Source organism: Pseudomonas shirazica (genome assembly GCF_015168335.1).
Classification (GTDB): domain Bacteria; phylum Pseudomonadota; class Gammaproteobacteria; order Pseudomonadales; family Pseudomonadaceae; genus Aquipseudomonas; species Aquipseudomonas asiatica.
Genome location: NZ_CP063457.1, coordinates 173863 through 199972, shown reverse-complemented (window position 1 = coordinate 199972; position 26110 = coordinate 173863). Strand labels below are relative to the sequence as shown.

Here is a 26110-nt window from a genome sequence, read left to right as displayed (position 1 = left end):
CGGCAAGCGCCGCGACGGCCGAGGTCTTCCGATCTCCTGAAGCCAGGGCAGATCCGTGCACAGCACCTTGCCGTAGAAGAACAGCAAGGCCGCCAATGCCTGACGATGCGTGGAGACCGAAACCTTGCGCTCGTTCGCCAGCCAGGACAGAAATGCCTCGACTTCGCTGCTGCCCAAGGTTGCCGGGTGACGCACACCGTGGAAACGGATGAAGGCACGAACCCAGTGGACATAAGCCTGTTCGGTTCGTAAACTGTAATGCAAGTAGCGTATGCGCTCACGCAACTGGTCCAGAACCTTGACCGAACGCAGCGGTGGTAACGGCGCAGTGGCGGTTTTCATGGCTTGTTATGACTGTTTTTTTGTACAGTCTATGCCTCGGGCATCCAAGCAGCAAGCGCGTTACGCCGTGGGTCGATGTTTGATGTTATGGAGCAGCAACGATGTTACGCAGCAGGGCAGTCGCCCTAAAACAAAGTTAGGCATCACAAAGTACAGCATCGTGACCAACAGCACCGATTCCGTCACACTGCGCCTCATGACTGAGCATGACCTTGCGATGCTCTATGAGTGGCTAAATCGATCTCATATCGTCGAGTGGTGGGGCGGAGAAGAAGCACGCCCGACACTTGCTGACGTACAGGAACAGTACTTGCCAAGCGTTTTAGCGCAAGAGTCCGTCACTCCATACATTGCAATGCTGAATGGAGAGCCGATTGGGTATGCCCAGTCGTACGTTGCTCTTGGAAGCGGGGACGGATGGTGGGAAGAAGAAACCGATCCAGGAGTACGCGGAATAGACCAGTCACTGGCGAATGCATCACAACTGGGCAAAGGCTTGGGAACCAAGCTGGTTCGAGCTCTGGTTGAGTTGCTGTTCAATGATCCCGAGGTCACCAAGATCCAAACGGACCCGTCGCCGAGCAACTTGCGAGCGATCCGATGCTACGAGAAAGCGGGGTTTGAGAGGCAAGGTACCGTAACCACCCCAGATGGTCCAGCCGTGTACATGGTTCAAACACGCCAGGCATTCGAGCGAACACGCAGTGATGCCTAACCCTTCCATCGAGGGGGACGTCCAAGGGCTGGCGCCCTTGGCCGCCCCTCATGTCAAACGTTAGCCACCAAGAAGGTGCCATGAAAACATTTGCCGCATATGTAATTATCGCGTGTCTTTCGAGTACGGCATTAGCTGGTTCAATTACAGAAAATACGTCTTGGAACAAAGAGTTCTCTGCCGAAGCCGTCAATGGTGTCTTCGTGCTTTGTAAAAGTAGCAGTAAATCCTGCGCTACCAATGACTTAGCTCGTGCATCAAAGGAATATCTTCCAGCATCAACATTTAAGATCCCCAACGCAATTATCGGCCTAGAAACTGGTGTCATAAAGAATGAGCATCAGGTTTTCAAATGGGACGGAAAGCCAAGAGCCATGAAGCAATGGGAAAGAGACTTGACCTTAAGAGGGGCAATACAAGTTTCAGCTGTTCCCGTATTTCAACAAATCGCCAGAGAAGTTGGCGAAGTAAGAATGCAGAAATACCTTAAAAAATTTTCCTATGGCAACCAGAATATCAGTGGTGGCATTGACAAATTCTGGTTGGAAGGCCAGCTTAGAATTTCCGCAGTTAATCAAGTGGAGTTTCTAGAGTCTCTATATTTAAATAAATTGTCAGCATCTAAAGAAAACCAGCTAATAGTAAAAGAGGCTTTGGTAACGGAGGCGGCACCTGAATATCTAGTGCATTCAAAAACTGGTTTTTCTGGTGTGGGAACTGAGTCAAATCCTGGTGTCGCATGGTGGGTTGGGTGGGTTGAGAAGGAGACAGAGGTTTACTTTTTCGCCTTTAACATGGATATAGACAACGAAAGTAAGTTGCCGCTAAGAAAATCCATTCCCACCAAAATCATGGAAAGTGAGGGCATCATTGGTGGCTAACAAGTCGCTCAAGGTCGCTCCCTGCGGTCGCTGGACAGTCCCAGTCGGCGCATGCTTCGCATTTTATGCGCCGCCTGTGCCTGCCCCTTAGCTCCAACGTTAGATGCACTAAGCACATAATTGCTCACAGCCAAACTATCAGGTCAAGTCTGCTTTTATTATTTTTAAGCGTGCATAATAAGCCCTACACAAATTGGGAGATATATCATGAAAGGCTGGCTTTTTCTTGTTATCGCAATAGTTGGCGAAGTAATCGCAACATCCGCATTAAAATCTAGCGAGGGCTTTACTAAGCTTGCCCCTTCCGCCGTTGTCATAATCGGTTATGGCATCGCATTTTATTTTCTTTCTCTGGTTCTGAAATCCATCCCTGTCGGTGTTGCTTATGCAGTCTGGTCGGGACTCGGCGTCGTCATAATTACAGCCATTGCCTGGTTGCTTCATGGGCAAAAGCTTGATGCGTGGGGCTTTGTAGGTATGGGGCTCATAATTGCTGCCTTTTTGCTCGCCCGATCCCCATCGTGGAAGTCGCTGCGGAGGCCGACGCCATGGTGACGGTGTTCGGCATTCTGAATCTCACCGAGGACTCCTTCTTCGATGAGAGCCGGCGGCTAGACCCCGCCGGCGCTGTCACCGCGGCGATCGAAATGCTGCGAGTCGGATCAGACGTCGTGGATGTCGGACCGGCCGCCAGCCATCCGGACGCGAGGCCTGTATCGCCGGCCGATGAGATCAGACGTATTGCGCCGCTCTTAGACGCCCTGTCCGATCAGATGCACCGTGTTTCAATCGACAGCTTCCAACCGGAAACCCAGCGCTATGCGCTCAAGCGCGGCGTGGGCTACCTGAACGATATCCAAGGATTTCCTGACCCTGCGCTCTATCCCGATATTGCTGAGGCGGACTGCAGGCTGGTGGTTATGCACTCAGCGCAGCGGGATGGCATCGCCACCCGCACCGGTCACCTTCGACCCGAAGACGCGCTCGACGAGATTGTGCGGTTCTTCGAGGCGCGGGTTTCCGCCTTGCGACGGAGCGGGGTCGCTGCCGACCGGCTCATCCTCGATCCGGGGATGGGATTTTTCTTGAGCCCCGCACCGGAAACATCGCTGCACGTGCTGTCGAACCTTCAAAAGCTGAAGTCGGCGTTGGGGCTTCCGCTATTGGTCTCGGTGTCGCGGAAATCCTTCTTGGGCGCCACCGTTGGCCTTCCTGTAAAGGATCTGGGTCCAGCGAGCCTTGCGGCGGAACTTCACGCGATCGGCAATGGCGCTGACTACGTCCGCACCCACGCGCCTGGAGATCTGCGAAGCGCAATCACCTTCTCGGAAACCCTCGCGAAATTTCGCAGTCGCGACGCCAGAGACCGAGGGTTAGATCATGCCTAGCATTCACCTTCCGGCCGCCCGCTAGCGGACCCTGGTCAGGTTCCGCGAAGGTGGGCGCAGACATGCTGGGCTCGTCAGGATCAAACTGCACTATGAGGCGGCGGTTCATACCGCGCCAGGGGAGCGAATGGACAGCGAGGAGCCTCCGAACGTTCGGGTCGCCTGCTCGGGTGATATCGACGAGGTTGTGCGGCTGATGCACGACGCTGCGGCGTGGATGTCCGCCAAGGGAACGCCCGCCTGGGACGTCGCGCGGATCGACCGGACATTCGCGGAGACCTTCGTCCTGAGATCCGAGCTCCTAGTCGCGAGTTGCAGCGACGGCATCGTCGGCTGTTGCACCTTGTCGGCCGAGGATCCCGAGTTCTGGCCCGACGCCCTCAAGGGGGAGGCCGCATATCTGCACAAGCTCGCGGTGCGACGGACACATGCGGGCCGGGGTGTCAGCTCCGCGCTGATCGAGGCTTGCCGCCATGCCGCGCGAACGCAGGGGTGCGCCAAGCTGCGGCTCGACTGCCACCCGAACCTGCGTGGCCTATACGAGCGGCTCGGATTCACCCACGTCGACACTTTCAATCCCGGCTGGGATCCAACCTTCATCGCAGAACGCCTAGAACTCGAAATCTAACGTCCGTTCGGGCATCGAGGTCCATGTCGGGGTGGGACGGGCCCGTGGCTTCAAGATCACTTGCAGTCCGACCGCGATGTCTTGGTTGCGCGAGAGGTTGTCGATATCCTCCACTTCCATCATCAACCCTGGATAATGCCGCCGCCGTCATCGCCGCCGACGCCCGTGCCGGGCTTTTCGGGCCTGTCAGGCTTGCTCGGCCTTCAGCCTGCCTGGGCGAGATCTCCGGCGGACGGATTAACGGCGGAGCTTCGCCGCCTTTCGTGCGTGTGAAGGCCGAAGATAGTTCTCTCAAAAACATCCGTTTATGAGAGATACCAAATGTCATTTTCAGAAGACGACTGCACCAGTTGATTGGGCGTAATGGCGGCACTGTTGCAAAGTTAGCGATGAGGCAGCCTTTTGTCTTATTCAAAGGCCTTACATTTCAAAAACTCTGCTTACCAGGCGCATTTCGCCCAGGGGATCACCATAATAAAATGCTGAGGCCTGGCCTTTGCGTAGTGCACGCATCACCTCAATACCTTTGATGGTGGCGTAAGCCGTCTTCATGGATTTAAATCCCAGCGTGGCGCCGATTATCCGTTTCAGTTTGCCATGATCGCATTCAATCACGTTGTTCCGGTACTTAATCTGTCGGTGTTCAACGTCAGACGGGCACCGGCCTTCGCGTTTGAGCAGAGCAAGCGCGCGACCATAGGCGGGCGCTTTATCCGTGTTGATGAATCGCGGGATCTGCCACTTCTTCACGTTGTTGAGGATTTTACCCAGAAACCGGTATGCAGCTTTGCTGTTACGACGGGAGGAGAGATAAAAATCGACAGTGCGGCCCCGGCTGTCGACGGCCCGGTACAGATACGCCCAGCGGCCATTGACCTTCACGTAGGTTTCATCCATGTGCCACGGGCAAAGATCGGAAGGGTTACGCCAGTACCAGCGCAGCCGTTTTTCCATTTCAGGCGCATAACGCTGAACCCAGCGGTAAATCGTGGAGTGATCGACATTCACTCCGCGTTCAGCCAGCATCTCCTGCAGCTCACGGTAACTGATGCCGTATTTGCAGTACCAGCGTACGGCCCACAGAATGATGTCACGCTGAAAATGCCGGCCTTTGAATGGGTTCATGTGCAGCTCCATCAGCAAAAGGGGATGATAAGTTTATCACCACCGACTATTTGCAACAGTGCCGATAAAAATATATCATCATGAACAATAAAACTGTCTGCTTACATAAACAGTAATACAAGGGGTGTTATGAGCCATATTCAACGGGAAACGTCTTGCTCGAGGCCGCGATTAAATTCCAACCTGGATGCTGATTTATATGGGTATAGATGGGCTCGCGATAATGTCGGGCAATCAGGTGCGACAATCTATCGATTGTATGGGAAGCCCAATGCGCCAGAGTTGTTTCTGAAACATGGCAAAGGTAGCGTTGCCAATGATGTTACAGATGAGATGGTCAGACTAAACTGGCTGACGGCATTTATGCCTCTTCCGACCATCAAGCATTTTATCCGTACTCCTGATGATGCATGGTTACTCACCACTGCGATCCCCGGGAAAACAGCATTCCAGGTATTAGAAGAATATCCTGATTCAGGTGAAAATATTGTTGATGCGCTGGCAGTGTTCCTGCGCCGGTTGCATTCGATTCCTGTTTGTAATTGTCCTTTTAACAGCGATCGCGTATTTCGTCTCGCTCAGGCGCAATCACGAATGAATAACGGTTTGGTTGATGCTAGTGATTTTGATGACGAGCGTAATGGCTGGCCTGTTGAACAAGTCTGGAAAGAAATGCATAAGCTTTTGCCATTCTCACCGGATTCAGTCGTCACTCATGGTGATTTCTCACTTGATAACCTTATTTTTGACGAGGGGAAATTAATAGGTTGTATTGATGTTGGACGAGTCGGAATCGCAGACCGATACCAGGATCTTGCCATCCTATGGAACTGCCTCGGTGAGTTTTCTCCTTCATTACAGAAACGGCTTTTTCAAAAATATGGTATTGATAATCCTGATATGAATAAATTGCAGTTTCATTTGATGCTCGATGAGTTTTTCTGAGGCACTGTTGCAAATAGTCGGTGGTGATAAACTTATCATCCCCTTTTGCTGATGGAGCTGCACATGAACCCATTCAAAGGCCGGCATTTTCAGCGTGACATCATTCTGTGGGCCGTACGCTGGTACTGCAAATACGGCATCAGTTACCGTGAGCTGCAGGAGATGCTGGCTGAACGCGGAGTGAATGTCGATCACTCCACGATTTACCGCTGGGTTCAGCGTTATGCGCCTGAAATGGAAAAACGGCTGCGCTGGTACTGGCGTAACCCTTCCGATCTTTGCCCGTGGCACATGGATGAAACCTACGTGAAGGTCAATGGCCGCTGGGCGTATCTGTACCGGGCCGTCGACAGCCGGGGCCGCACTGTCGATTTTTATCTCTCCTCCCGTCGTAACAGCAAAGCTGCATACCGGTTTCTGGGTAAAATCCTCAACAACGTGAAGAAGTGGCAGATCCCGCGATTCATCAACACGGATAAAGCGCCCGCCTATGGTCGCGCGCTTGCTCTGCTCAAACGCGAAGGCCGGTGCCCGTCTGACGTTGAACACCGACAGATTAAGTACCGGAACAACGTGATTGAATGCGATCATGGCAAACTGAAACGGATAATCGGCGCCACGCTGGGATTTAAATCCATGAAGACGGCTTACGCCACCATCAAAGGTATTGAGGTGATGCGTGCACTACGCAAAGGCCAGGCCTCAGCATTTTATTATGGTGATCCCCTGGGCGAAATGCGCCTGGTAAGCAGAGTTTTTGAAATGTAAGGCCTTTGAATAAGACAAAAGGCTGCCTCATCGCTAACTTTGCAACAGTGCCGGCAGAATTGACCAACGCGGTTGACGAAGCGCTCGACTGGGCACGTAAGCGCTGATGCGGGTCGTGTTGGATACCAACATCCTGTTCAGCGCCCTGATCTCGCCACATGGCGCGCCCGATGCGATCTACCGTGCCTGGCGGGCGGCGCGTTTCGAGGTGGTGACCTCGCGGATGCAACTCGATGAAATTCGTCGAGCCAGCCGCTATCCCAAGCTTCAGGCCATCCTACAGCCCGCCAAGGTGGGCGCCATGATCAATAACCTGCAACGGGCTGTGGTACTGGAGCGCCTGACCATCGAGGTCGAAGCCGATGATCCGGATGACTCGTTTTTGCTGGCCATGGCCTTGGCGGGCGATGCGGACTACCTGGTAACCGGTGATCGCCGCGCCGGCCTGCTGCAACGCGGGCACATCGAACGCACGCGGATCGTCACGCCCGCCGTGTTCTGCGTCGAGGTGCTGTGATCAATGCCGGTCGGTTTTCTGACTCAAGAGCAACGCGACGGTTTTGGCCGCTATGTTGATTCGCCCAGCCGTGAAGAGCTGGAACGTTACTTCCACCTGAGCGATGAAGACCGTGAAGCCATCCAGGTGCTGCGGGGTAACCATAACCGTCTGGGTTATGCCGTTCTGCTGACCACCGTCCGCTTCGTTGGCGTTCTGCCGGACAAGCCCGCCGCCGTGCCGGTGGAAGTCCTGCAGGTGCTTTGCCGACAACTGGCGATTCCAGACCCCGACTGCCTCCAGCGCTATAGCGATCATCGCCGCTGGATACATGCCACCGATATTCAGAACCGCTTTGGCTATCGTCATTTCACCGATCCGGGCATCGGCTTTCGCTTGAGCCGCTGGCTGTATGCCCTCTGCTGGACGGGCACCGACCGGCCGGGAGTGCTGTTTGAGCGAGCCACCTCGTGGCTGTTCACACAGAAAGTCCTCCTGCCTGGTGTGTCTCAACTAGAGCGCTTTATCGCCCAGTTGCGCAGTCGGGTCGAAGAACGCCTCTGGTTTACGCTGGGCCGCAGCGTGACTGAGGAACAGCGATTGCAACTGCAAGACTTGCTGACGGTGGCCGAAGGCAACCGCAGCTCCCGGCTGGATCAATTGCGCTCCGGCCCGGTCATGGTCAGTGGCCCCGCGTTGATTCGGGCACTGCGCCGGCTCGATGACGTGCGCGGCATCGGCATCACCTTGCCGGCGGCGGCGCACATCCCTCCCAGCCGTATCGCCGCCCTGGCCCGCTTCGCCAACACGGCCAAGGTCACCGCGATTAATCGGCTGCCGGCGTCGCGGCGGATGGCGACACTGGTGGCCTTCGCACTCTGCCTGGAGGCGACTGCGCACGACGACGCACTGGAAGTCCTGGAGGCCTTGCTGCGCGACCTGTTCAGCAACGCGGAGAAGGCCGACAAGAAAGCCCGCATGCGCAGCCTGAAAGACCTGGATCGGTCGGCCGCGACGCTCGCCGCCGCGTGCAAGGTCGTGCTGGACAGCTCGATCAGCGATGACAACGTGCGCGCCCGGCTGTTCAACGACCTGCCGAGGACCACCCTGGAAAAGGCCCTGGAAGAGGTCAACGCGCTGATCCGCCCGGTAGATGACGTCTATTTTCTTGCATTGGAAGCGCGCTACCGCAGCGTGCGCCGCTTCCTGCCCGACCTGCTCAAGCACATCCGCTTCGGCTTCAGCCCGGCCGGCAAGGGCGTGGCGGCTAGTCTGGAGTGGCTGCAACTGAACCTGCCGCGCCGGAAGCCAGAGGATGACGCGCCGCAGGAGATCGTGGCCAAGGCTTGGCAGAAGCACATCACCCGCGAAGATGGCTCCCTCGACATGGGTGCCTATGTGTTCTGCACGCTCGATGCGCTGCGCACGGCCCTGCGCCGCCGCGATGTCTTCGTCTCGCCCAGTTGGCGCTATGCCGACCCGCGTCTTGGCCTGCTCGACGGTGCCGAATGGCTGGCGGCGCGACCGATCATCTGCCGGTCACTGGGCCTGACCATCGACGCCAAAACCACCCTGGACGCCTTGTCCGTCGAGCTGGATGCAACCTGGCTGGCAGTAGCCGCGCGCCTGCCCGACAACCCGGCGATTCAACTGAGCGAGAACACCGAGGGCAAGACCGAACTGTCGCTCGGGGCGCTGGACAAGCTGGACGAGCCCTGCTCGTTGCTGCAACTGCGGGCGGCCGTGTCTGACCTGATGCCGCGTGTCGATCTGCCGGAAATCCTCTTGGAAATCGCCGCCCGCACTGGCTTTTCCGAGGCCTTCACCCATGTCTCCGAACGCAATGCACGCGCCGACAACCTGGTCACCAGCCTCTGCGCGGTGCTGTTGGGCGGGGCCTGCAACACCGGCCTGGAGCCCTTGATCCGCACCGACAACCCGGCGCTGCGCCGTGACCGGCTGTCCTGGGTCAGCCAGAATTATATCCGCGACGACACCCTGTCAGCGGCTAACGCCATCCTGGTCGGAGCGCAAAGCCAACTGGAACTGGCCCAAGTCTGGGGTGGCGGCGAGGTCGCCTCCGCCGATGGCATGCGCTTCGTGGTACCGGTGCGCACCGTGCATGCCGGCCCCAATCCGAAGTATTTCGGCACCGGCCGGGGTGTCACCTGGTACAACCTGATTTCCGACCAATTCTCCGGCCTCAACGCCATCACCGTGCCCGGCACGCTGCGCGACAGCCTGGTGTTGCTGGCGGTCGTGCTGGAACAGCAGACCGAGTTGCAGCCGACGCAAATCATGACCGACACCGGGGCCTACAGCGATGTGGTGTTCGGGCTCTTCCGCCTACTTGGCTACCACTTCAGTCCGCGGCTGGCCGATGTCGGCGGTACCCGCTTCTGGCGCACGCGCCCGGACGCGGACTACGGCAAGCTCAACGGGCTGGCCCGCCAGTCGGTCAAACTCGACCTGATCGCCGAGCACTGGGACGACCTGCTGCGCCTGGCCGGCTCGCTCAAACTCGGCCGGGTGCCGGCGACTGGCATCATGCGCACGCTGCAAACGGGAGATAGACCCACCCGGCTGGCCCAGGCGCTGGCCGAATTCGGGCGGATCGAAAAGACTCTGCACACGTTGACCTATATCGACGACGAGTCCAAGCGCCGCGCCACCCTGACCCAGTTGAACCGAGGCGAAGGCCGGCACAGCCTGGCCCGCGCCGTGTTCCACGGCAAACGCGGCGAGCTCCGCCAGCGCTACCGCGAAGGCCAGGAAGACCAGCTCGGTGCTCTGGGCCTGGTGGTGAACATCATCGTGCTGTGGAACACCCTCTACATGACGGCGGCCGTGGAACGGCTCAAGCAGCACGGCTATCCAGTGCTGGAAGAGGATTTGGCCCGGCTATCGCCGCTGATCTACGAGCACATCAACATGCTCGGGCGGTATTCCTTTGCGGTACCGGAAGAAGTTGCGCGCGGCGAGCTGCGGCCACTGCGTAATCCAGACGACGACCTGTGATCCCCCTAAACGCTATGAGCAACACCCAAGCTGCTGCTGGATCGGCGGGCACTTCACCGAGCCGAACGAACAGAAAACGCAGCAATCCCCTGGGTTGGGGCGCAGCAGCGCCTTGCAGTTGCTGCACTCGTAATAGAACTGGCAGGCGTCCGTGGGCATGGTTTCCGGCTTGGCGAAGCCGCAGCGCGGGCAAGTCAGCACGGACTCAAGGACAATGGCGCTCATCGTGACCTCACTTCTGCACTGTGGAGGGGTATCCCGCGTTCGCGGTCGCCTCAGTCAGTGCCTCGGGCTGGGCCTTATCGGGATCGTAGGTGACGGTCGCCGTCTTCTGGTCGAAATTGACCTGGACGTCACTCACGCCGGACACCTTCTCCAGCGACTTCTTGACCGTGATCGGACAGAGTCCGCACGTCATGTTCTGCACGTCGAGCGTGACGGTTTTCGGGGGAGCCGCCAGCGCCACGAAGGGCAAGGCGAAAAGCACGGCGATCAGCAGTTTGCGCATGGTTAATCTCCTTCAGTAGAACAGCGGGGCGAGCCACGGCACGGCCAATAGGCCGAGCAGCAGCACGCTGACGATCCAGAACACGAGTCGCTGTCGCACGAGCGTGCGCGGATCGGCGCAGGGTGTACCTGGCGTACAAACCTGTGGCACCAGGTAGAGCTTGCGGAATGCCAATCCCAGGAACAGTAGAGTCAACCCGATGAAGAGGGGGCGTAGTGGCTCCATCATGGTCAGAGCGCCCACCCACGTACCGCCGACACCGAGTGCCAACAGCACCAGTGGCCCGACACAGCACACCGACGCACCGATGGCGGTCAGCGAACTCGCGACCAGCGAGCCTTTCCCGGTGAGTTGCATCCCCATTCCCATCTCCTGAGCCTGATTGCCTAGGTGCTATTCTAAACTCCGTACCAAAGTACGGAATCAAGGAGAAAGTGATGGCCACAGAGCTGACCATTGGCAAGCTGGCAGACGCCGCCGGGGTGAACGTCGAGACGATCCGCTACTACCAGCGACGCGGGCTGCTGGATGAACCAGCCAAACCCTTGGGTGGCCATCGGCGCTATCCGGTGGACATGGTGAAGCGACTGCGTTTCATCAAGCGGGCTCAGGCGCTGGGTTTCACGCTCTCGGAAGTCGGTGGACTGCTGACGCTGGATGAGTCGTGCGCCTGTGCCGAAACGCGAGCACGGGCTGCACGCAAGCTCGCGTTGATCGAGCAGAAGATGGCCGACTTGGTCGTCATGCAGCAACTGTTAGGCGAACTGGTGCAGCAATGTGATGCGGGAGACGGCGGAACGATCTGCCCGATCATCGAGGCACTGATCAGAGAGTAATGCCTGGCGGGTGAGCTGGAGATCGGAAAGCCCCTTTACGGTGGGATTCAGAGCTTACGTTGGTTTTTGGTTCCATTGCTCCCCAAACCCCAAGCTCAAGGACGTGCGCGAGAGGATGGCTGACCTGGCGCGCATGGAGGCCGTGCTGTCTGATTTGGTGTGCGCCTGCCATGCGCGGAAGGGGAACGTTTCCTGCCCGCTGATTGCGTCACTGCAAGGGAAGAAAGAACCGCGCAGTGCGGACGCGGTGTAGCCCGAGGGAACTACGCCTTAGCGTGCTTTATTTTCCGTTTTCTGAGGCGACTCCTTCATCGACCTATGTAAAACGACTCCTTTATCGAAATAGTGCACTCATCGCTCTCCACGGCGATCCCTTCATCGCGAATTGCACCGCCCAAGACGATCTGCACTGAAATCAATACTTTCTGATGCCTCTTGATTAGAGATGCCAGCCATAATAATCTCATCGCCAACGCATACGGCGTTCGGCAGCCAACACACTCTCACTCACTACTGGAAGCTCAGACATGAAAACCATAGGCATTGAAAACTCGAAGTCCAGCGTACAGGCCCACTTAACGCTTGGAACCAAAACTATGGGGCTAGGTATCTATGGCGCGTACTTGGCTCTCGCTATTATTTACTTCTGGTTCGGCGGCATGAAATTTACCCACTACGAGGCCGAGGGCCTGGTTCCACTGGTGAGCAACAGCCCGCTTTTGGGATGGGTGTATAGCATTTTTTCGGTCGACATGTTCTCCAGCCTGCTCGGCATACTAGAGATTTCGATCGGCACTCTGATCGCAGGCCGCATGCTGTCGCCCAAACTATCCGTGGTAGGAGGCGCTCTGTCTGCAGGCCTGTTCTTCACAACCCTTAGCTTTATGTTTTCCACTCCGGGCGTCATTGAGCCTAGTTTAGGGTTTCCGGCGATTTCCGTTGCGCCAGGTCAGTTTCTGCTTAAAGACTTAGGGTTGCTTGCTGTTTCGATATTTGTGGCAGGCCATTCGCTGGTTGAACTGGAAAAACGTAAAATTAATGCATAATTTTTTCAATGGCTTAAGGCAGTAATGCCTTAGGCCTTTTTGCCATCATTTTCCCCCGCCAGATCTTTCAACCAGTCACGAGGGCTCAACCCCGTCTTGCGTCTAAATGCGCGAGACAGCGCCGAAGGACTTTCGTAGCCGACTTGAGCTGCAATCAGCGTAATCGAGCGCCCTTCTCGCATCAGCTTCTGAGCCAGGCTAACTCGCCAACTCAACAAATAATCAGCAGGCGTCTGTCCGATGACACTCTTGAAATGCACGGCATACGCAGCGCGTGACATATTTGACTCACTGGCCAGCTCTGCTATTGACCAGGCATGTTCCGGGGAGTTGTGCATCTGTAAAAGCGATCGGGCAAGCCGCATGTCGGCCAGTCCAGCCATCATTCCGGTGCGCAACTGGTGATGATCGAGCAGGTAACGGAGCAACAGAATGATTAGGAGCTCAAATAAGCGCTCAAGCGCGGCTTCCCTTCCACAATGCACATTTGCCGCCTCGGCAAACATCCACTCCAACGTGTCTGCCAGCATGGGCAGATCATCGAGTGCGAGCACCAAACAGTCCGGTAATGAAGCCGACAAAGGATTATCAATTCCGCCCTCAAACTCCATGGAAGCACACAACAACTTTGCGCCATCGGACTCACCCGCAAACAATTGATGCTTGGCGGGGCGTGGCATAAAAATCAAGCTAGGGCGAGTGAGCTGCAAATCCTTGCGATCGGGACCAAGCAACGTCACGCTGCCGGCCTGAAGCAGATGGATATAACCTCGCCGCTCGGCGCCATCGTAAGATGCAGAGCCGCATAGGTCGCCGTCATAGAACAGATTGGCCCGCACGCCGAACCGCGAGAGCAAATTAGACAAACGATCCATTGGCCGATCCTTGACGAGTCAGAACGCACAGACCATACCATCTGCGTTGTCGTTCAGTGCCTGTAGCGAACATGCCGGCGTAAATCAGCCAACGGATAAAGTGATCACTGAGCAGCTCAGCCTCCCTTTCCAGTTCGGCTGTTAAAAAAACAACACCGTTGTTTGAAAGCACCAGCAAATCAAGTGCTCACTCTTCTATTTTACGGGGTTGTACGCCGGAATCCCAGAAATTTCCGTCAGCCCAGCTCCAGTCCCGCCACGAGCGCATCCAGGTCGATGAACTTGCCGTCAGTCTGGAAGGTGTAATGCCCGTTCAGCAGGATGTGCCGCCAGGCCGCTGGCGACATCTGCGTGATCAACGCCAGCGCCTTGGCATTGCCAGCTGCCTCGTACTTCGTCAGCAGCAGGGACAGGATCGCCGAGTTGTAGAAGATGATCGCGTTGCCGATCAGCCTGGCGCACTGGTTGCTGATCTCGATTTCGATGTCGGTGCGGCCGGTCAATTCCTTCTTCCCACCGACTTGGGCGATGGTCGAGCGTAGCTGGTGATAGGACTCAATGCGGTTCTGCGAGCGGTGAACATTACGCTCCAGTTGCGGGTCGCGCAGGTAGCGCAGTGTGTAGATACTGCGGATGAGCTTGTCGAACTCGAAGATTGCGCGCCGCGTCGGGTTCGGCGCCGTATAGGTGCACAGCTTGCGGATCAGCGTGCCCTGCGTCATTTCCTTCAGGCCCAGTGTGGCGACGATTCGGTCGATGTTCGCCTTCTCACCGACGATGAGTTGCCGGTCGATCTGGCCAGCCGGCCGGATCAGGCATTTCTCGTACAATGCCAGATCATCGGCGCAATACAGCTCCTGCAACTGGTCGTCGAGGTCGGTGAAGCGCGGCTCGAAACGAAGTCCGAACCAGTGCAGGATGGCGAAGTTGGCCTTGTTGATGCTGTGCATGTCGCCGGTGATCGCGCTCGGCACGATGTCCGACGTGTTGCGGTACCAGATGTCGAACACGTGGTGAGCCTCGTACTCGTGTGCGCCTATCAGGTAGCCGTTCAACGGCACGTGATTGCACAGCAGCGTGTAGGCGACGACGCCCTTGCCGCGGCCGAAATATTTGCGCGAGTAGCGCGCCTTCACAGTTGGTCGCTCGACGCCGAATTTCTGCCCATCAACGGCACCGTACAACGAATCGAGGTCGAACGAGTAATGCGGGAAGATCGGCAGTGCGGCGATGGCGTTGCTGATGCAATCGTTGGCCACATTAGCCCACACAAGCCAGTCAATCATTGCCCTTGAAGGTGAAATTAGGCAAGCCGCTCAGGTTATTCATGAGCTTGAAGGTCAAAGTAACGAGATATCAAAAGTTCTTGACGTTATACGAGGGATCGCCGAGCAAACGAATTTGTTGGCACTCAACGCAGCAATTGAGGCCGCGCGTGCTGGTGAGCAGGGGCGTGGTTTTGCTGTTGTCGCCGATGAGGTTCGCAGTCTTGCTGCTCGCACACAGCAATCGACAACGGATATTCAAAGCATGATCAGCGCTCTACAAGAGCGAGCGCAATCCGCTGTTACAGTCATGGAGCAAAGTAGTCGGCAAGCGCACACGAGTGTAGCTCACGCAGAGGAAGCAGCTACAGCTCTTGATGGAATTGGCCAACGCGTTAACGAAATTACCGACATGAACGCGCAAATAGCGACTGCGGTCGAGCAGCAGGGAGCAGTAAGTGAAGACATAAACCGCAGTATTATCAATATACGCGATGCTGCTGATACCAATGTACAGACCGGGCAGAATAATTTGCAAAGTGCGAAATCTGTCGCTCAGTTAACTAGCGCTCTGAGCGAACTGGCAAAACAGTTTTGGGAAAAACGAGGATAACGCTTTTCAGTATCTCGACAGGGATAACTTACTTTACCATCGGTTATCCCTTTTAGCCGCACAAATTTTAGCCATGGCTTTTCAGGAAGTCAGGGCTATCAGAATGGCCTTAGAAAGCCTAGTCAAAGAGCTGTCACGAGAACACCGTTAGCTTAGCGTACGATTTTTTCCGAATTCTGCGGTTCCCCCGAGATGGGCCTGGACACGGGTGATAGATGCTGAATTAAGCCGTGTGACGGCAGGCTGTGCTGGGCTGCACGTCGGCATGGGCGTGCGTGGTCAGGACGCAAAAACACACTTGCCCGCAATGGCGGGCAAGTGTGTTTGCAGAGGGGGAGTGCGTTGTTGGTTATTGTTTGTTGCGACCGGCAATCACCACCAGGATCAGCGACGCCAGGATCAGGATCGAACTGATAGCGGCAATGGTCGGATCGATCTCGTCGCGCAGCGCCGTGAACATGCGCTTGGTCAGAGTCTGGTTGTCGCCGCCGGAGATGAACAGCGCCACCACAGTTTCATCCAGCGAGGTGATGAAGGCGAACAGTGTCGCCGAGACCACACTGGGCTTGATCTGCGGCAGGGTCACGGCCATGAAGGCGCGAAAGCGGTTCATGCCCAGGCTGCGCGCCACCATTTCCTGGGACATGTCGAAGTTACGCAGACCGGCCAGCAGCGCGATGATCACGTAGGGCAAGGCGAGCATGATGTGCGCCAGCACCAGGCCGGTCAGCGTGCTGATCAGGCCGACCCGGGCGTAAACGAAGAACACGCCGGCGGCGATCAGGATGATGGGCACCATCATCGGCAGCAGCAGGATGATCTGCAGCGTACGCACCACCTTCAGGCTGGAGTTGTTGATGGCGTAGGCGGCCGCCATACCAATCGGCAGGCTGATGGCCATGGTGAAAAATGCCGTGATCAGACTGACCCGCGCCGCCGACATCCACTCCACGCTGTTGAAGAACGCCTCGTACCAGTGGAAGGACCATTGCTTGGGAGGGAATTGCAGGAAGCGCGCCTCGGAGAACGACATGGGTACCACGATCAGCACCGGGATGATCAGGTACAGCAGGATCGCCGCGACCAGCACCGTGAACAGCACGTGGGACAGGCGAAGGTGACGCAGGTTGGCAAGCAGGTTCATTTAGCGCGCTCCCAGGATGCGTTCGATGGGGATGAAGCGATTGATGCCCCAGAAGATCAGGAACACCACAAACAGCAGCACCAGGCCGACTGCGCTGGCTGCGCCCCAGGCGTGATAGAGCTCGACGTTGCGTTGCACCAGCATCGACACCAGGATCGTGCGGCCACCGCCGAGCAGTTCCGGGGTGATGAAGAAGCCTAGGCAGATGACGAACACCAGGATGGAACCGGCCATGACCCCCGGCGCTGCCATCGGCAGGAAGACCCGGCGGAAGGTGTAGAAGGGTTTGGCGCCAAGGCTCTCGGACGCTTGCATGAGGTCCTGGGGGATTTTTTTCATCACCGAATACAGCGGCAGGACCATAAAGGGCAGCATGACGTGCAGGGTGCCGATTACCGTGCCAGTGGTGTTGTGCATCAGCGTCAGGGGTTGGTCGATGATGCCAAGGTCCATCAGCGTCTGATTGACCAGTCCGCGGCGTTGCAGGAGCACCAGCCAGGCATAGGCCCGCACCAGCACGCTGGTCCAGAACGGCAGGATCACGCAGATCAGAATCAGGTTGGCCCAGAAACCCTGCAGGCGCGAAGCGGCGTAGGCAATGGGGAAGCCCATGACGATCGACAGGATCGTCACCAGGAAACTGATCTTGAAGGTCAGGGCGAAGGTGTCCCAGTAAATGCTTTCCTGGAAAATCCGGATGTAGTTGGCCAGGGAAAACCCTTCCTCGGTCTGGACCGACTGAAAGGCCAGCCAGCACAGCGGCATGATCAACAGCACCACGACCATGACCAGCGCCGGGGTGAGCAGCAACAGCATGGAGGTGTGCTCCTTGCGTTCTTCACGGGCCAGGGCGTCTTCGCTGGTCATGGGCGGCTGGTGCTGCTGGTCGCTGGAGTCGGGCATGGATTTGGCGAGATAGGCGTTGGACATGATGACCTCTCGTCACTGCGCAGTGCTGGAGGGTATCCAGCACTGACGGGTAGCGCTGGCGGTGGCAGTCGTCCTGGCGGACAGCAGGGTGCGGTGCTCGGGTAATGTCATGTGAAGAACTCCCAATGGTGGGCAGGTACTTGAGGCGAGCGCGAGTTGTCTGCACAGGTCACTCTGCGGGACCCTCAGGCCTAATGTACCGGGATGCCAACGAATGAAGTGGACGCAATTGACCGGTGCGCAAGCGCTTTATGTCGAAATCGCGGGGGCAGACGGCATGTCCTGCGCCGAGGCCTCTGGCCTGCGGCGCAGCAACGGCCGATGGCTATTTTTTCTGGACGAAGGACAACCAGCGTTCTTCGGCCTTGACCCCGGCTTCGGAGGCCCACCATTGCGCCGAGAGCAGGGCCTGGCGCGAGATGTTGCCGGGTGCGGAAGGCAGCTTGGCCTCGCGCTCGGCCGGGATTACCCCGGTCTTGAAGGCTTCGGGGTTGAGCGGGCCGTAGTCGATGATCATCGGCAACGCCGCTTGCAGTTTGGCATCGATGGCCTCGTTGACGAATTTCATGGCGGCCACCTTGTGCGGCGAGCCTTTGAGGACGCACAACGAGTTGGTTTCCAGCACACCCTGGTTGTAGTCGAATGCCACGGGTGCGCCGGCGGCCTGTACGGCGGTGATACGGCCGTTCCAGGCCTGGATCATGTCCACTTCGCCGTCGCTGATCAGCTGCGCCGACTGCCCGCCGGACGTCCACCAGGTGGCGATGTCGGGCTTGATCTGCTCAAGCTTGCGGAAGGCGCGATCGACGTCCAGCGGATAGAGCTTGTCCATCGGCACGCCATCGGCCAGCAGCGCGATTTCCAGGGTTGGACGTGGCAGGTTACGTAGGGAGCGCTGGCCCGGGTATTTTTTGGTGTCCCAGAAGTCGGCCCAGGTCTTGGGTACGTCCGCGCCTTTGAACGCGTCCGTGCGATACGCCAGCACCGTGGAGTAGCTGATGTAGCCGACGCTGTATTCGTCCTTGAGGCTGTCGGGTATTTGCGCGGCATTGGGAATCAGCGCAAGGTCGAGCTTCTCGAACAGCCCTTCGGCTTCGCCACGGATGCAGTCGCCAGTGGGCAGGTCCACCACGTCCCAGGTGACCTTGCCGCTCTCGACCTGGGTCTTGATGATCGGGTAGGCCTTGGGCGAGCTGTCCTGTTTGAGCGTCAGACCGAGCTTTTTCGCCGCAGGCTCCAGGATCGCCTTGCTCTGGGCTTCCTGATAAGCACCGCCCTGGGATACGAACGTGATGTCCTCGGCCATGGCCTGGGTGGCGCTACCGATGAACAGGGCCAGACTCGCGAGTTGGAAAGCTGTAGTGCGCAATGTGCTCATGGAAAGACTCCGAATGGTTGGCAGATTTTCTTGGGCGAGCTGTAGGTTTTGTTGTCGGTCGCTCTGCGGGACCATGGAGGTCTAATGTACCGGCTTGTCCGTGAACGAAGCGGCTACAAATGCGCGGATGAAAAGTGGTTTATTGCGAAAATGCGAACGGGCACAGTATTTCGTGCGTCGGGTGCGGGCTTGCGCGCCTGTCGCGAGCAGCCCCGAAGCCCCCGGTAGGAGCGAGCATGCTCGCGATGGCGGTGTGTTGGGTGAGTCATAGCCAAGTCATTCAGCCCACCGTCATCCGCCTCACCACGCGCCGAATCATCGGCGCCGCCAGCACCACCACCGGCAACATCGATACCCACGACAGCGCCCACGCGTTCAACCAGCGGCCGGCAAAGGCCAGGTCGAGCGCATGGGGTGTGGTGGCGATGGCGGCCGCGACCGCGCAGGTCAGGCCGGATTGAACGACGCCGAAAACGAAATGCTCATAACGGGCGGGGATTTTCATCGGGGGTTCTCGAGAAAGAGCGGGGGGGCGCGATGCCCGGCCGCTCGGGCACGATCAAGCCGGTTGCAGTTGCGCGATAGTCTCTTCGGTGGTCCACAGCCCGTGGGCGAGGAAGCGGTAATTGATGATGGCCGCCAGGTAGCCGTCGCCATCCGGCAGGCGCGGGCCGGCGGTGGCGTCGCGTACCACGACTATTTCAAAGCCCTGTTCGAGCAGTTCGCGCAGGTGTGATTCCACGCAAAGGTTGGCCGCCATGCCGGCGAGGATGATCTGCGACACGCCTTTCTTGCGCAATTGCAGCGCCAGGTCGTTGGTTTCCGGGCCGTAGACCTTGTGCGGCGAGGCGATGATGGTCTCGCCGTCGAGAATGTACGGCTTGTAGATCTCGAGGAAATCGGCGCCGGAGCCTTCGAAGTTTTCCAGGGTGTTCGGTCCCTTGCGATCGAACATGCAGATGCTGTGCATGACCTTTTCCAGCGGACCGCCAAAATGCCAGTCGTGGTCGTGCGGGTAGTAATAGTGTGGCGACACGGCCACGGGCAGGTCGTGAGCCTTGAAGGCCTTGAACAGTTTTTCCAGGTTTTCGACGGTGTTGTTCTCGACGATGCTCTCACCGAACACCGCCCAACTGGCGCCGGCAGGGCTGAGGAAGTCGTTCTGTGGGTCGATGACCACCAGGGCGGCTTTGCTCAGGTCGAGCTTGAAACCAGTGGCAGGCAGTGCGGGTTCGGCGGGGTCGGCGTACAGATGGCTCATGACGATTTACCTCTTGGGTGCTTGCGTGGATGAGACGTGAATGTTGCTTTATATAAATGACCAGTCGTCTTATTAATGAGGAAAAAAAACTCACTCCAATAGCCGAGGCAAGACCATCGATACGAAACGCTGCAGAGGTGCACCGTCGCGCAGGACCTTGCCGCGCATGACCGCACCTTCCCAGCCTTCGACGATGACACTGGCCAGCGCTTCGGCGTCGTGAGTTTCAGAGAGTTCGCGGCGCTGCTGCGCTTCACGCAGGCAGCTCGCGAGCAAACCTTCCCAGCGCGCCAGCACATCGGCCAGACGCTTGCGGGTTTGTTCGCTGCCATTGGACATTTCCAGGGACAGGTTGCCAATCAGGCAACCCAGGCTGTATTCATGCTCGCCGTGCTCGAGCACCAGGGCCTGGAAGAACTGGCCGATGCGCTCCAGCGGCTTGACCCGGGCGTCGTAGAAGATCGGCCCGTGGCGGGTTTCGATCGAGGTCCAGTATTCCTCGAGGATCTCTGCCGCGAAGTCTTCCTTGCTGGCGAAGTAGTTGTAGAAAGAGCCCTTGGGAATCTCGGCAGCGGCGGTGATGTCCTGGACGCCGCAGCCGTTGAAGCCACGGTTGTGAACCACCTGGCGGCCAATCGACAGCAAACGGGATCTGACTTCGAGGTTGACCGGGCGAGCCATGACAGAGACATCCAGTGATGAGAAAGTTTTAATAAACTAACTGGTCATCTATGTTTCGTCAACAGTCGAATTGACTGCCAATCAGTCCGCCTGCGCCATCTCGATGTACTCGAGCATCTTCTCGTTGCCATCGAGAATGTCACGGCAGATGGCCGCCCGTGCCGCCGCGCCATCGCGGCGCTTGAGTGCGTCGAGCACTTCCCAGTGATGGTCGATGGCCATGCGCTCGTTGAAGTTGCCATAGGCACGGGCGATCAGTGGGCCGGTGCGCATCCACAGGCTATCGAGCAAACCCGCCAGCACCGGCATGCGCGCGATGGTGGTCAGCGCGTAGTGAAATTGCTGATTGCACTTGAGAGCGGCTTGCAAGTCCTGGGCGTTGATCGCGGCGATGTTGTTTTCGATGCAGGCTTGCAGGTCTGCGAGTTCGCTGTCGGTCACCAGCGCGGCGGCCGTCTCCGCAGCCAGGCCTTCAAGCGCCAGGCGGATGCTGCGGATCTCGCCGTATTGCGCGGCGGTGAGGATGGGTACGCGGATGTCACGCGGGGTCTTGAGGATCAGCGCCTGTTCCTTGGCCAGTTGCAGGATCGCGTCGCGCACCGGTGTGACGCTGGTGCCCAGTTGTTCGGCCAGGTCGCGGATGCGCAGGCGGTCATCGGGCTGGAAACGCCCGGTGATCAGTGCCTCGCGCAGCAACTCGTAGATGCCACTGCCCAGGTAAGAGTGATTGAGGGTTTGAATAGGGTAGGGGTTGCTCATTGATCGCTCATCTGCGGCGGATGCCCGGCCCGAATGATGGAAGTTTCCGGCCGGGATTTCCAGATTATTTCAGACGTGCTGACCACCGTTGACATGAATCTCCGAACCGTTGATGTACGACGCGCCTCGGGTGCAGAGGAAATGCACCAGGGATGCGACTTCTTCCGGCTTGCCCAAGCGGTGCATGGGGATCTGCTGATCGACGATCAGTTCGGTCCCGGCAGACAGGATCGACGTCTCGATCTCACCCGGTGCAATCGCATTGACCCGCACACCGTGTGGCCCGAAATCATGGGCCATTTCCCGCGTCAGTGCGGCCAGTGCAGCTTTCGAGCAGGCGTAGGCGACCCCGGCAAACGGGTGCACCCTGGAACCTGCAATCGAGGTGACGTTGATCACCGAGCCTTGCGCCGCCTTGAGCTCATCGAACAGCCCTTGGGCCAGTAACGCCGTGGAAAACAGGTTGACGTTGAACACGCTGAGCCAGGTGGCGTAATCGGATTCCAGCACGCCCAATCGTGCGCCGGCTTCGCCTTTGGGTGAAATGCCGGCGTTGTTCACCAGGGCATCGAGGCGTCCGCCGAGTTTCTCCCGGATCAATGGCAGGCTGCGGCGCACTTCGTCGATGTCTTCCAGGTCCAGGTGGATGTGGTTCAACTCGCCTTCAGCCCAGGGGCAGCCTTCGGTCCAGTTCTGTCGCGAGGCCGTAAACACGCGCCAGCCCGCAGCGTTGAAGTGCTTCACCGTGGCATGGCCGATGCCACGGCTCGCACCGGTGAGGAGGAGGGTTCGTTGCTCGGTCATGCAGGCGCTCCTGAGGAAGGGGTGGAGTGGTGAGACTATACCAGTAAAAATTATGATGCATCATATTCTAAATATGTTACTAATGAGCTGCGCCTCGGAATCATCGCCGTGCGCCGGCCACCAGGTGCAAGACACCCGGCGCTGACCGAAATATTGCTGCCAAAAACAAAAAAACCACCTGCCATCCCTTAGCTGCCGCTCACGCACGTAGCGAATTCGGAGAGACGCATGAACAGCAAAATCGCAACTGTACTGATGCTTGGAATGCTTGCCGGCCCTTTGAGCGCCGCTGAAAAACTGACCGTGGTGTCCTTCGGCGGCAACAACCGCCAGGCCCAGGAAAAAGCCTTCTACAAACCCTTCACCTCGGAAAAGAAAGTGGCGATCACGGCCGATGACTACAACGGCGAAATGGCCAAGATCCGGGTCATGGCCGACACCGGGAAAACCAGCTGGGACGTGGTCGAGGTCGAATCCCCCGAGCTGTTGCGCGGTTGTAGCGAAGGCCTGTTCGAGCCATTGGACTGGTCGCGCATCGGCAAGAAAGAAGATTTCATCCCGGCCGCCGTCAGCGATTGCGGGGTGGGTATCTTCATCTGGTCTACCGTTCTGACATACGACCCGAAAAAACTCGCCAGCGCGCCACAGGGCTGGGCGGATTTCTGGGACGTGAAGAAATACCCCGGCAAGCGCGGCCTGCGCCGTGGCGCCAAGTTCACCCTGGAGTTCGCCCTGTTGGCCGATGGCGTGGCCAAGGAAGATGTCTACACCTTGCTCGGCACCGAGGAGGGCGTGCAGCGGGCCTTCCGCAAACTGGATCAGATCAAGCCCGACATCCAGTGGTGGGAATCCGGCGCGCAGCCGTTGCAATGGCTGGCGGCAGGCGACGTGGTGATGACTTCGGCCTATAACGGGCGTGTCACCTCGGCGCAGGCGGAGGGACAATCGTTTGAAATGCAGTGGAATGGCAGCCTGTACGACCTGGATCACTGGGCCATCGTCAAAGGCTCGCCGAAGAAGGCCCTGGCGGAAAACTTCATCGCGTTTGCCAGTGCACCGGTTCAGCAGAAGCACTTTGTCGAGGCCATTCCTTATGGGCCAAGCAACACCAAAACCGTGGCACTGGTCGATGAGGCGGTGGGCAGCAAACTGCCGACTTCACCGGATAACCTGAAGAACGCCCGGGCCACGGATGCCGAGTTCTGGATCGACCACGGCGAAGACCTGGAAGAGCGTTTCATCGCTTGGGCCAACAAGTAATGCAAGGGGCCTGCGCGAGCAGGCCACATCACCGAAGCGAGGAGTCATGAACAATGCCGCTTGAGAAAGTATCGGCGCAACCCTGTCTGCTGGAGGCGGCCCCTGCCCGTGTCAGTGACGGGCAGGTCCTTGGGGTCCTTGCGCAGCACTACGCGATCAGCGGAAAACTCGAGCAACTGGGCGGCGAGCGCGACCTCAATTTCCGGGTCATGCTCGCGGACGGTACGTCGCGTCTGTTCAAGTTGTCGCATCCATTGGAAAACCCGCAGGTCGTGGACTTCCATAACCAGGCCATGCTCCAGATCGAGCGTAACGATCCGGCGTTGCCGGTGCAGCGTGTCTTTGCATCACTCGGCGGGCGATTCGTGGAGCCGGTCGAAATCGAAGGCCAGCGCATGTTGGTCCGTCTCCTGTCCTTCGTTGACGGCTTGCCGCTGCACCGCGTCGCCCACACATCGGTGAATTTCAGGCAGAACCTGGGCCAAGCGCTCGCCCGGTTCGACCTGGCCCTGGACGGCTTCAGCCATCCCGCTGCCGGGCACGTCCTGCTGTGGGACATGCAACACGCCCAGCGCCTCAGGCCCCGGCTGAAACACATCGAGCCGGGCGTTCGTCGCGACCGGATCGAACACAGCCTGGACCGCTTCGAATCCCAGGTACTGGGCAAGTGCGCCACGCTGCGCCACCAGGTGATCCATAACGACATGAACCCGCACAACATCATCGTCGATCCGGATCAGCCCGATGTGTTGCGCAACATCCTGGATTTTGGCGACATGGTCCACGCGCCGTTGGTCAACGAGGTCGCGGTCGCGGCATCGTACCAATTGGGGGTGGCGGGCGACGTCCTGGCCCCGGCGCTGGACATGATCCGCGCCTATCACCAGGTCAATCCCCTCACCGGCGAAGAATTGCAACTGCTGCCGGTGCTGATCTCCACACGCCTGGCGTTGTCGTTGTGCATCAATTATTGGCGGGCCGACCTGCACCCGGACAATCGCGAGTACATCCTGCGCAACTCATACCGCGCCCAGGATGCCCTGGCGGGATTGTCCGCAATGGCACCCGCCGAGATCCACGACAGAATCCTTGCCGCTTGCACCCAGGAGGTTGGCGCATGAGCATGATCAACGGTTTCACTTCTGAAGATGCCGATCGCCTGTCAGACAAGGAAAAACGCCTTGTCGAACGCCGGGCACGGTTGCTCGGCCCGGCCTATCGACTGTTCTACGAACACCCCTTGCACACGGTGCGCGGCGAGGGCGTGTGGCTGTACGACGAACAAGGCCGGCGGTATCTGGATGCCTACAATAACGTGGCGTCGGTGGGGCATTGTCATCCCCGGGTGGTCGAGGCGATCAGCCGGCAGGCCGGGCAACTCAACACCCACACTCGCTACTTGCAGGAGGGCATGCTCGATTACGCCGAGCAACTGCTGGGCACCTTTCCCGAGTACCTCGAGCGGGTCATGTTTACGTGCACCGGCAGCGAGGCCAACGATCTGGCGTTGCGCATCGCCAAACAGTTTACCGGCGGCACCGGCGTGATCATCACCCGCTTCGCGTATCATGGCGTCACGGGTGATATCGCCGAGCTTTCTCCGTCGCTCGGCCCGAGCATGGTTCTGCCACCCCACGTGCGCACCGTTCGCGCCCCCGATGCTTATCGGCTGGGTGCGGATCAAGTGGCCTCGACCTTCGTGGCTGACGTCCGTGCGGCCATCGATGACCTGCGCAAACACGGCATTCGTCCGGCGGCGATCCTGCTCGACGGCATTTTCGCCAGCGATGGCGTCTTTGCGGGCCCAACCGGCTGCATCGCCGAAGGGATCGCATTGGCCCAGGCCGAAGGCCTGTTGTACATCGCCGATGAAGTCCAGTCCGGCTTCGCCCGCACTGGCCTGAACATGTGGGGTTTCCAGCGGCACGACGTGCGCCCCGACCTCCTGACCCTGGGCAAGCCGATGGGCAACGGCCACCCCATCGCCGGCCTGGTCGGTCGAGCGCAAGTGGTCGATCACTTTGGCCAGAACATGCGCTACTTCAACACCTTTGGCGGCAACCCGGTGTCCTGCGCAGCGGGGCAGGCCGTGCTGGACGTCATCCGTGACGAACAGTTGCAGCAGCGCTCGCACACCCTGGGTGAATGTCTGTTGACGGGGTTGCGGGAGCTGGCCGAGCGTTACCCGATCATCGGCGATGTGCGCGGTGCCGGGATGTTCCTGGGGGTCGAGCTGGTGACCGATCGCGCCACAAAAGCGCCTGCCGCCACGCAGACCCGTCAGGTGGTCAACGCGATGCGCGAGCAGGGCGTATTGATCAGTGCTGCCGGGCCGCTGGAAAACGTGCTGAAGATTCGCCCGCTGCTGGCCTTCGAACAGGAGCATGCGCACTTGCTACTGGAAGCGGTCGGCACGGCGCTGGAAGGGCTGCAGCCGTAGCGGT

Annotated in this window: 27 protein-coding genes and 4 pseudogenes; 16 read left to right on the top strand and 15 right to left on the bottom strand. The window is 58.4% G+C overall.

What is annotated here, in order from left to right:
• Window positions 1-342, bottom strand: a pseudogene (gene intI1 / locus IMX18_RS27860) (class 1 integron integrase IntI1); the annotation flags it as partial.
• A 160-nt stretch (window positions 343-502) separates the two neighbouring features.
• Between intI1 and aac(6')-Ib the strand changes: the two are divergent.
• The 5 genes from aac(6')-Ib (at window position 503) to IMX18_RS27835 (ending at window position 3954) form a co-directional block, all read left to right on the top strand.
• A complete protein-coding gene (aac(6')-Ib, locus tag IMX18_RS27855; RefSeq protein ID WP_012695458.1) occupies window positions 503-1057 on the top strand; it encodes an AAC(6')-Ib family aminoglycoside 6'-N-acetyltransferase in 555 nt (184 codons plus the stop codon).
• Between the two features lie 80 nt (window positions 1058-1137).
• Window positions 1138-1938 (top strand): oxacillin-hydrolyzing class D beta-lactamase OXA-10, encoded by an 801-nt coding sequence (locus IMX18_RS27850; RefSeq protein ID WP_000846390.1) that lies wholly within the window; start codon window positions 1138-1140, stop codon window positions 1936-1938.
• Between the two features lie 207 nt (window positions 1939-2145).
• Window positions 2146-2493 carry a quaternary ammonium compound efflux SMR transporter QacE delta 1 gene (locus tag IMX18_RS27845; RefSeq protein ID WP_000679427.1) on the top strand — a complete coding sequence of 116 codons (348 nt, stop codon included), beginning with the start codon at window positions 2146-2148 and terminating at the stop codon, window positions 2491-2493.
• Window positions 2487-3326, top strand: a complete 840-nt coding sequence (sul1, locus tag IMX18_RS27840; protein WP_000259031.1) for a sulfonamide-resistant dihydropteroate synthase Sul1 — start codon at window positions 2487-2489, stop codon at window positions 3324-3326. Before IMX18_RS27845 ends, sul1 begins: the two co-directional genes overlap by 7 nt.
• 127 nt (window positions 3327-3453) lie before the next feature.
• Window positions 3454-3954 (top strand): GNAT family N-acetyltransferase, encoded by a 501-nt coding sequence (locus IMX18_RS27835; protein WP_000376623.1) that lies wholly within the window; start codon window positions 3454-3456, stop codon window positions 3952-3954.
• 420 nt (window positions 3955-4374) lie between these two features.
• Here the strand turns inward: IMX18_RS27835 and IMX18_RS27830 are convergent, their stop codons facing one another.
• Window positions 4375-5079: an IS6-like element IS26 family transposase gene (locus IMX18_RS27830; RefSeq protein ID WP_001067855.1), complete on the bottom strand. Its 705-nt coding sequence runs from the start codon at window positions 5077-5079 to the stop codon at window positions 4375-4377.
• A gap of 129 nt (window positions 5080-5208) precedes the next feature.
• Here IMX18_RS27830 and aph(3')-Ia point away from each other — a divergent pair, with 129 nt between their 5' ends.
• The 4 genes from aph(3')-Ia to IMX18_RS27810 all read left to right on the top strand — a co-directional run bounded on the left by aph(3')-Ia (window position 5209) and on the right by IMX18_RS27810 (window position 10306).
• A complete protein-coding gene (gene aph(3')-Ia, locus IMX18_RS27825; protein ID WP_000018326.1) occupies window positions 5209-6024 on the top strand; it encodes an aminoglycoside O-phosphotransferase APH(3')-Ia in 816 nt (271 codons plus the stop codon).
• 63 nt (window positions 6025-6087) lie between these two features.
• Window positions 6088-6792, top strand: a complete 705-nt coding sequence (locus tag IMX18_RS27820) for an IS6-like element IS26 family transposase (RefSeq protein WP_001067855.1) — start codon at window positions 6088-6090, stop codon at window positions 6790-6792.
• A gap of 106 nt (window positions 6793-6898) precedes the next feature.
• Window positions 6899-7309: a putative toxin-antitoxin system toxin component, PIN family gene (locus IMX18_RS27815; RefSeq protein ID WP_003150546.1), complete on the top strand. Its 411-nt coding sequence runs from the start codon at window positions 6899-6901 to the stop codon at window positions 7307-7309.
• A gap of 3 nt (window positions 7310-7312) precedes the next feature.
• Window positions 7313-10306: a Tn3 family transposase gene (locus IMX18_RS27810; protein ID WP_003299771.1), complete on the top strand. Its 2994-nt coding sequence runs from the start codon at window positions 7313-7315 to the stop codon at window positions 10304-10306.
• A 12-nt stretch (window positions 10307-10318) separates the two neighbouring features.
• Here IMX18_RS27810 and IMX18_RS27805 read toward each other — a convergent pair whose 3' ends face one another.
• The 3 genes from IMX18_RS27805 to IMX18_RS27795 are packed head-to-tail and all read right to left on the bottom strand — an operon-like array spanning window position 10319 to window position 11177.
• The gene (locus IMX18_RS27805; protein ID WP_003089113.1) at window positions 10319-10531 is read right to left on the bottom strand and encodes a GDCCVxC domain-containing (seleno)protein; all 213 of its coding nucleotides are present in this window, start codon (window positions 10529-10531) and stop codon (window positions 10319-10321) included.
• A gap of 7 nt (window positions 10532-10538) precedes the next feature.
• Complete coding sequence (gene merP / locus IMX18_RS27800; RefSeq protein ID WP_003150552.1) at window positions 10539-10814, bottom strand: mercury resistance system periplasmic binding protein MerP; 276 nt, start codon at window positions 10812-10814, stop codon at window positions 10539-10541.
• Between the two features lie 12 nt (window positions 10815-10826).
• The gene (locus IMX18_RS27795) at window positions 10827-11177 is read right to left on the bottom strand and encodes a mercuric transporter MerT family protein (protein ID WP_003089115.1); all 351 of its coding nucleotides are present in this window, start codon (window positions 11175-11177) and stop codon (window positions 10827-10829) included.
• A gap of 74 nt (window positions 11178-11251) precedes the next feature.
• Between IMX18_RS27795 and merR the strand changes: the two genes are divergently transcribed.
• From merR to IMX18_RS27780, 3 genes and pseudogenes are all read left to right on the top strand, one after another.
• Window positions 11252-11650 carry a mercury resistance transcriptional regulator MerR gene (gene merR, locus IMX18_RS27790; protein ID WP_003089120.1) on the top strand — a complete coding sequence of 133 codons (399 nt, stop codon included), beginning with the start codon at window positions 11252-11254 and terminating at the stop codon, window positions 11648-11650.
• A 91-nt stretch (window positions 11651-11741) separates the two neighbouring features.
• Window positions 11742-11903 (top strand): annotated as a pseudogene (locus IMX18_RS27785) (MerR family transcriptional regulator); the annotation flags it as partial.
• Window positions 11904-12177: 274 nt separating this feature from the next.
• Window positions 12178-12696 carry a YkgB family protein gene (locus IMX18_RS27780; RefSeq protein ID WP_003464991.1) on the top strand — a complete coding sequence of 173 codons (519 nt, stop codon included), beginning with the start codon at window positions 12178-12180 and terminating at the stop codon, window positions 12694-12696.
• A gap of 29 nt (window positions 12697-12725) precedes the next feature.
• Here the strand turns inward: IMX18_RS27780 and IMX18_RS27775 are convergent, their stop codons facing one another.
• The gene (locus IMX18_RS27775) at window positions 12726-13571 is read right to left on the bottom strand and encodes an AraC family transcriptional regulator (RefSeq protein ID WP_003464995.1); all 846 of its coding nucleotides are present in this window, start codon (window positions 13569-13571) and stop codon (window positions 12726-12728) included.
• Between the two features lie 236 nt (window positions 13572-13807).
• Window positions 13808-14827: pseudogene (locus tag IMX18_RS27770) on the bottom strand (Tn3 family transposase); the annotation flags it as partial.
• Window positions 14828-14918: 91 nt separating this feature from the next.
• Between IMX18_RS27770 and IMX18_RS27765 the strand changes: the two are divergent.
• Window positions 14919-15449 (top strand): annotated as a pseudogene (locus IMX18_RS27765) (methyl-accepting chemotaxis protein); the annotation flags it as partial.
• Between the two features lie 349 nt (window positions 15450-15798).
• Here IMX18_RS27765 and IMX18_RS27760 read toward each other — a convergent pair.
• From IMX18_RS27760 to IMX18_RS27725, 8 genes are all read right to left on the bottom strand, one after another.
• Window positions 15799-16593, bottom strand: coding sequence for an ABC transporter permease (locus tag IMX18_RS27760; protein WP_003465028.1), 795 nt, complete (start codon window positions 16591-16593; stop codon window positions 15799-15801).
• Window positions 16594-17523 (bottom strand): ABC transporter permease, encoded by a 930-nt coding sequence (locus IMX18_RS27755; protein ID WP_003465031.1) that lies wholly within the window; start codon window positions 17521-17523, stop codon window positions 16594-16596. It abuts the gene before it with no gap.
• A gap of 325 nt (window positions 17524-17848) precedes the next feature.
• The gene (locus IMX18_RS27750; RefSeq protein ID WP_003465034.1) at window positions 17849-18901 is read right to left on the bottom strand and encodes an ABC transporter substrate-binding protein; all 1053 of its coding nucleotides are present in this window, start codon (window positions 18899-18901) and stop codon (window positions 17849-17851) included.
• Window positions 18902-19181: 280 nt separating this feature from the next.
• Entirely contained in the window at window positions 19182-19406 is a 225-nt protein-coding gene (locus IMX18_RS27745) for a DUF2798 domain-containing protein (protein WP_003465037.1), read from the bottom strand.
• Between the two features lie 54 nt (window positions 19407-19460).
• Entirely contained in the window at window positions 19461-20162 is a 702-nt protein-coding gene (locus tag IMX18_RS27740) for a cysteine hydrolase family protein (RefSeq protein WP_003465039.1), read from the bottom strand.
• A 90-nt stretch (window positions 20163-20252) separates the two neighbouring features.
• Window positions 20253-20843 (bottom strand): TetR/AcrR family transcriptional regulator, encoded by a 591-nt coding sequence (locus IMX18_RS27735; RefSeq protein ID WP_003465041.1) that lies wholly within the window; start codon window positions 20841-20843, stop codon window positions 20253-20255.
• A gap of 81 nt (window positions 20844-20924) precedes the next feature.
• A complete protein-coding gene (locus tag IMX18_RS27730; RefSeq protein ID WP_016487046.1) occupies window positions 20925-21602 on the bottom strand; it encodes a GntR family transcriptional regulator in 678 nt (225 codons plus the stop codon).
• A 69-nt stretch (window positions 21603-21671) separates the two neighbouring features.
• Window positions 21672-22406 (bottom strand): SDR family NAD(P)-dependent oxidoreductase, encoded by a 735-nt coding sequence (locus tag IMX18_RS27725; RefSeq protein ID WP_016487047.1) that lies wholly within the window; start codon window positions 22404-22406, stop codon window positions 21672-21674.
• A gap of 228 nt (window positions 22407-22634) precedes the next feature.
• Between IMX18_RS27725 and IMX18_RS27720 the strand changes: the two genes are divergently transcribed.
• Genes IMX18_RS27720 through IMX18_RS27710 form a run of 3 tightly spaced genes read left to right on the top strand, consistent with a single transcriptional unit; the run spans window position 22635 to window position 26106 of the window.
• Window positions 22635-23666: an ABC transporter substrate-binding protein gene (locus tag IMX18_RS27720; RefSeq protein WP_016487048.1), complete on the top strand. Its 1032-nt coding sequence runs from the start codon at window positions 22635-22637 to the stop codon at window positions 23664-23666.
• A 53-nt stretch (window positions 23667-23719) separates the two neighbouring features.
• A complete protein-coding gene (locus IMX18_RS27715; RefSeq protein ID WP_016487049.1) occupies window positions 23720-24787 on the top strand; it encodes a phosphotransferase in 1068 nt (355 codons plus the stop codon).
• Window positions 24784-26106, top strand: coding sequence for an aspartate aminotransferase family protein (locus IMX18_RS27710; protein ID WP_016487050.1), 1323 nt, complete (start codon window positions 24784-24786; stop codon window positions 26104-26106). Before IMX18_RS27715 ends, IMX18_RS27710 begins: the two co-directional genes overlap by 4 nt.
• Window positions 26107-26110: the final 4 nt, after the last annotated feature.

Excerpts from the sequence above, each read along its gene's own strand:
- IMX18_RS27715 (WP_016487049.1), top strand. The coding sequence starts at position 23,720 with ATGCCGCTTGAGAAAGTATCGGCGCAACCCTGTCTGCTGGAGGCGGCC.
- IMX18_RS27820 (WP_001067855.1), top strand. The coding sequence starts at position 6,088 with ATGAACCCATTCAAAGGCCGGCATTTTCAGCGTGACATCATTCTGTGG.
- IMX18_RS27730 (WP_016487046.1), bottom strand. The coding sequence starts at position 21,602 with ATGAGCAACCCCTACCCTATTCAAACCCTCAATCACTCTTACCTGGGC.
- IMX18_RS27750 (WP_003465034.1), bottom strand. The coding sequence starts at position 18,901 with ATGAGCACATTGCGCACTACAGCTTTCCAACTCGCGAGTCTGGCCCTG.
- IMX18_RS27735 (WP_003465041.1), bottom strand. The coding sequence starts at position 20,843 with ATGGCTCGCCCGGTCAACCTCGAAGTCAGATCCCGTTTGCTGTCGATT.
- IMX18_RS27780 (WP_003464991.1), top strand. The coding sequence starts at position 12,178 with ATGAAAACCATAGGCATTGAAAACTCGAAGTCCAGCGTACAGGCCCAC.
- IMX18_RS27760 (WP_003465028.1), bottom strand. The coding sequence starts at position 16,593 with ATGAACCTGCTTGCCAACCTGCGTCACCTTCGCCTGTCCCACGTGCTG.
- IMX18_RS27745 (WP_003465037.1), bottom strand. The coding sequence starts at position 19,406 with ATGAAAATCCCCGCCCGTTATGAGCATTTCGTTTTCGGCGTCGTTCAA.
- IMX18_RS27815 (WP_003150546.1), top strand. The coding sequence starts at position 6,899 with ATGCGGGTCGTGTTGGATACCAACATCCTGTTCAGCGCCCTGATCTCG.
- IMX18_RS27850 (WP_000846390.1), top strand. The coding sequence starts at position 1,138 with ATGAAAACATTTGCCGCATATGTAATTATCGCGTGTCTTTCGAGTACG.
- IMX18_RS27795 (WP_003089115.1), bottom strand. The coding sequence starts at position 11,177 with ATGGGGATGCAACTCACCGGGAAAGGCTCGCTGGTCGCGAGTTCGCTG.
- IMX18_RS27740 (WP_003465039.1), bottom strand. The coding sequence starts at position 20,162 with ATGAGCCATCTGTACGCCGACCCCGCCGAACCCGCACTGCCTGCCACT.
- IMX18_RS27845 (WP_000679427.1), top strand. The coding sequence starts at position 2,146 with ATGAAAGGCTGGCTTTTTCTTGTTATCGCAATAGTTGGCGAAGTAATC.
- IMX18_RS27805 (WP_003089113.1), bottom strand. The coding sequence starts at position 10,531 with ATGAGCGCCATTGTCCTTGAGTCCGTGCTGACTTGCCCGCGCTGCGGC.
- merR (WP_003089120.1), top strand. The coding sequence starts at position 11,252 with ATGGCCACAGAGCTGACCATTGGCAAGCTGGCAGACGCCGCCGGGGTG.
- IMX18_RS27830 (WP_001067855.1), bottom strand. The coding sequence starts at position 5,079 with ATGAACCCATTCAAAGGCCGGCATTTTCAGCGTGACATCATTCTGTGG.
- IMX18_RS27725 (WP_016487047.1), bottom strand. The coding sequence starts at position 22,406 with ATGACCGAGCAACGAACCCTCCTCCTCACCGGTGCGAGCCGTGGCATC.
- IMX18_RS27710 (WP_016487050.1), top strand. The coding sequence starts at position 24,784 with ATGAGCATGATCAACGGTTTCACTTCTGAAGATGCCGATCGCCTGTCA.
- sul1 (WP_000259031.1), top strand. The coding sequence starts at position 2,487 with ATGGTGACGGTGTTCGGCATTCTGAATCTCACCGAGGACTCCTTCTTC.
- IMX18_RS27720 (WP_016487048.1), top strand. The coding sequence starts at position 22,635 with ATGAACAGCAAAATCGCAACTGTACTGATGCTTGGAATGCTTGCCGGC.
- IMX18_RS27810 (WP_003299771.1), top strand. The coding sequence starts at position 7,313 with ATGCCGGTCGGTTTTCTGACTCAAGAGCAACGCGACGGTTTTGGCCGC.
- merP (WP_003150552.1), bottom strand. The coding sequence starts at position 10,814 with ATGCGCAAACTGCTGATCGCCGTGCTTTTCGCCTTGCCCTTCGTGGCG.
- IMX18_RS27755 (WP_003465031.1), bottom strand. The coding sequence starts at position 17,523 with ATGTCCAACGCCTATCTCGCCAAATCCATGCCCGACTCCAGCGACCAG.
- IMX18_RS27775 (WP_003464995.1), bottom strand. The coding sequence starts at position 13,571 with ATGGATCGTTTGTCTAATTTGCTCTCGCGGTTCGGCGTGCGGGCCAAT.
- IMX18_RS27835 (WP_000376623.1), top strand. The coding sequence starts at position 3,454 with ATGGACAGCGAGGAGCCTCCGAACGTTCGGGTCGCCTGCTCGGGTGAT.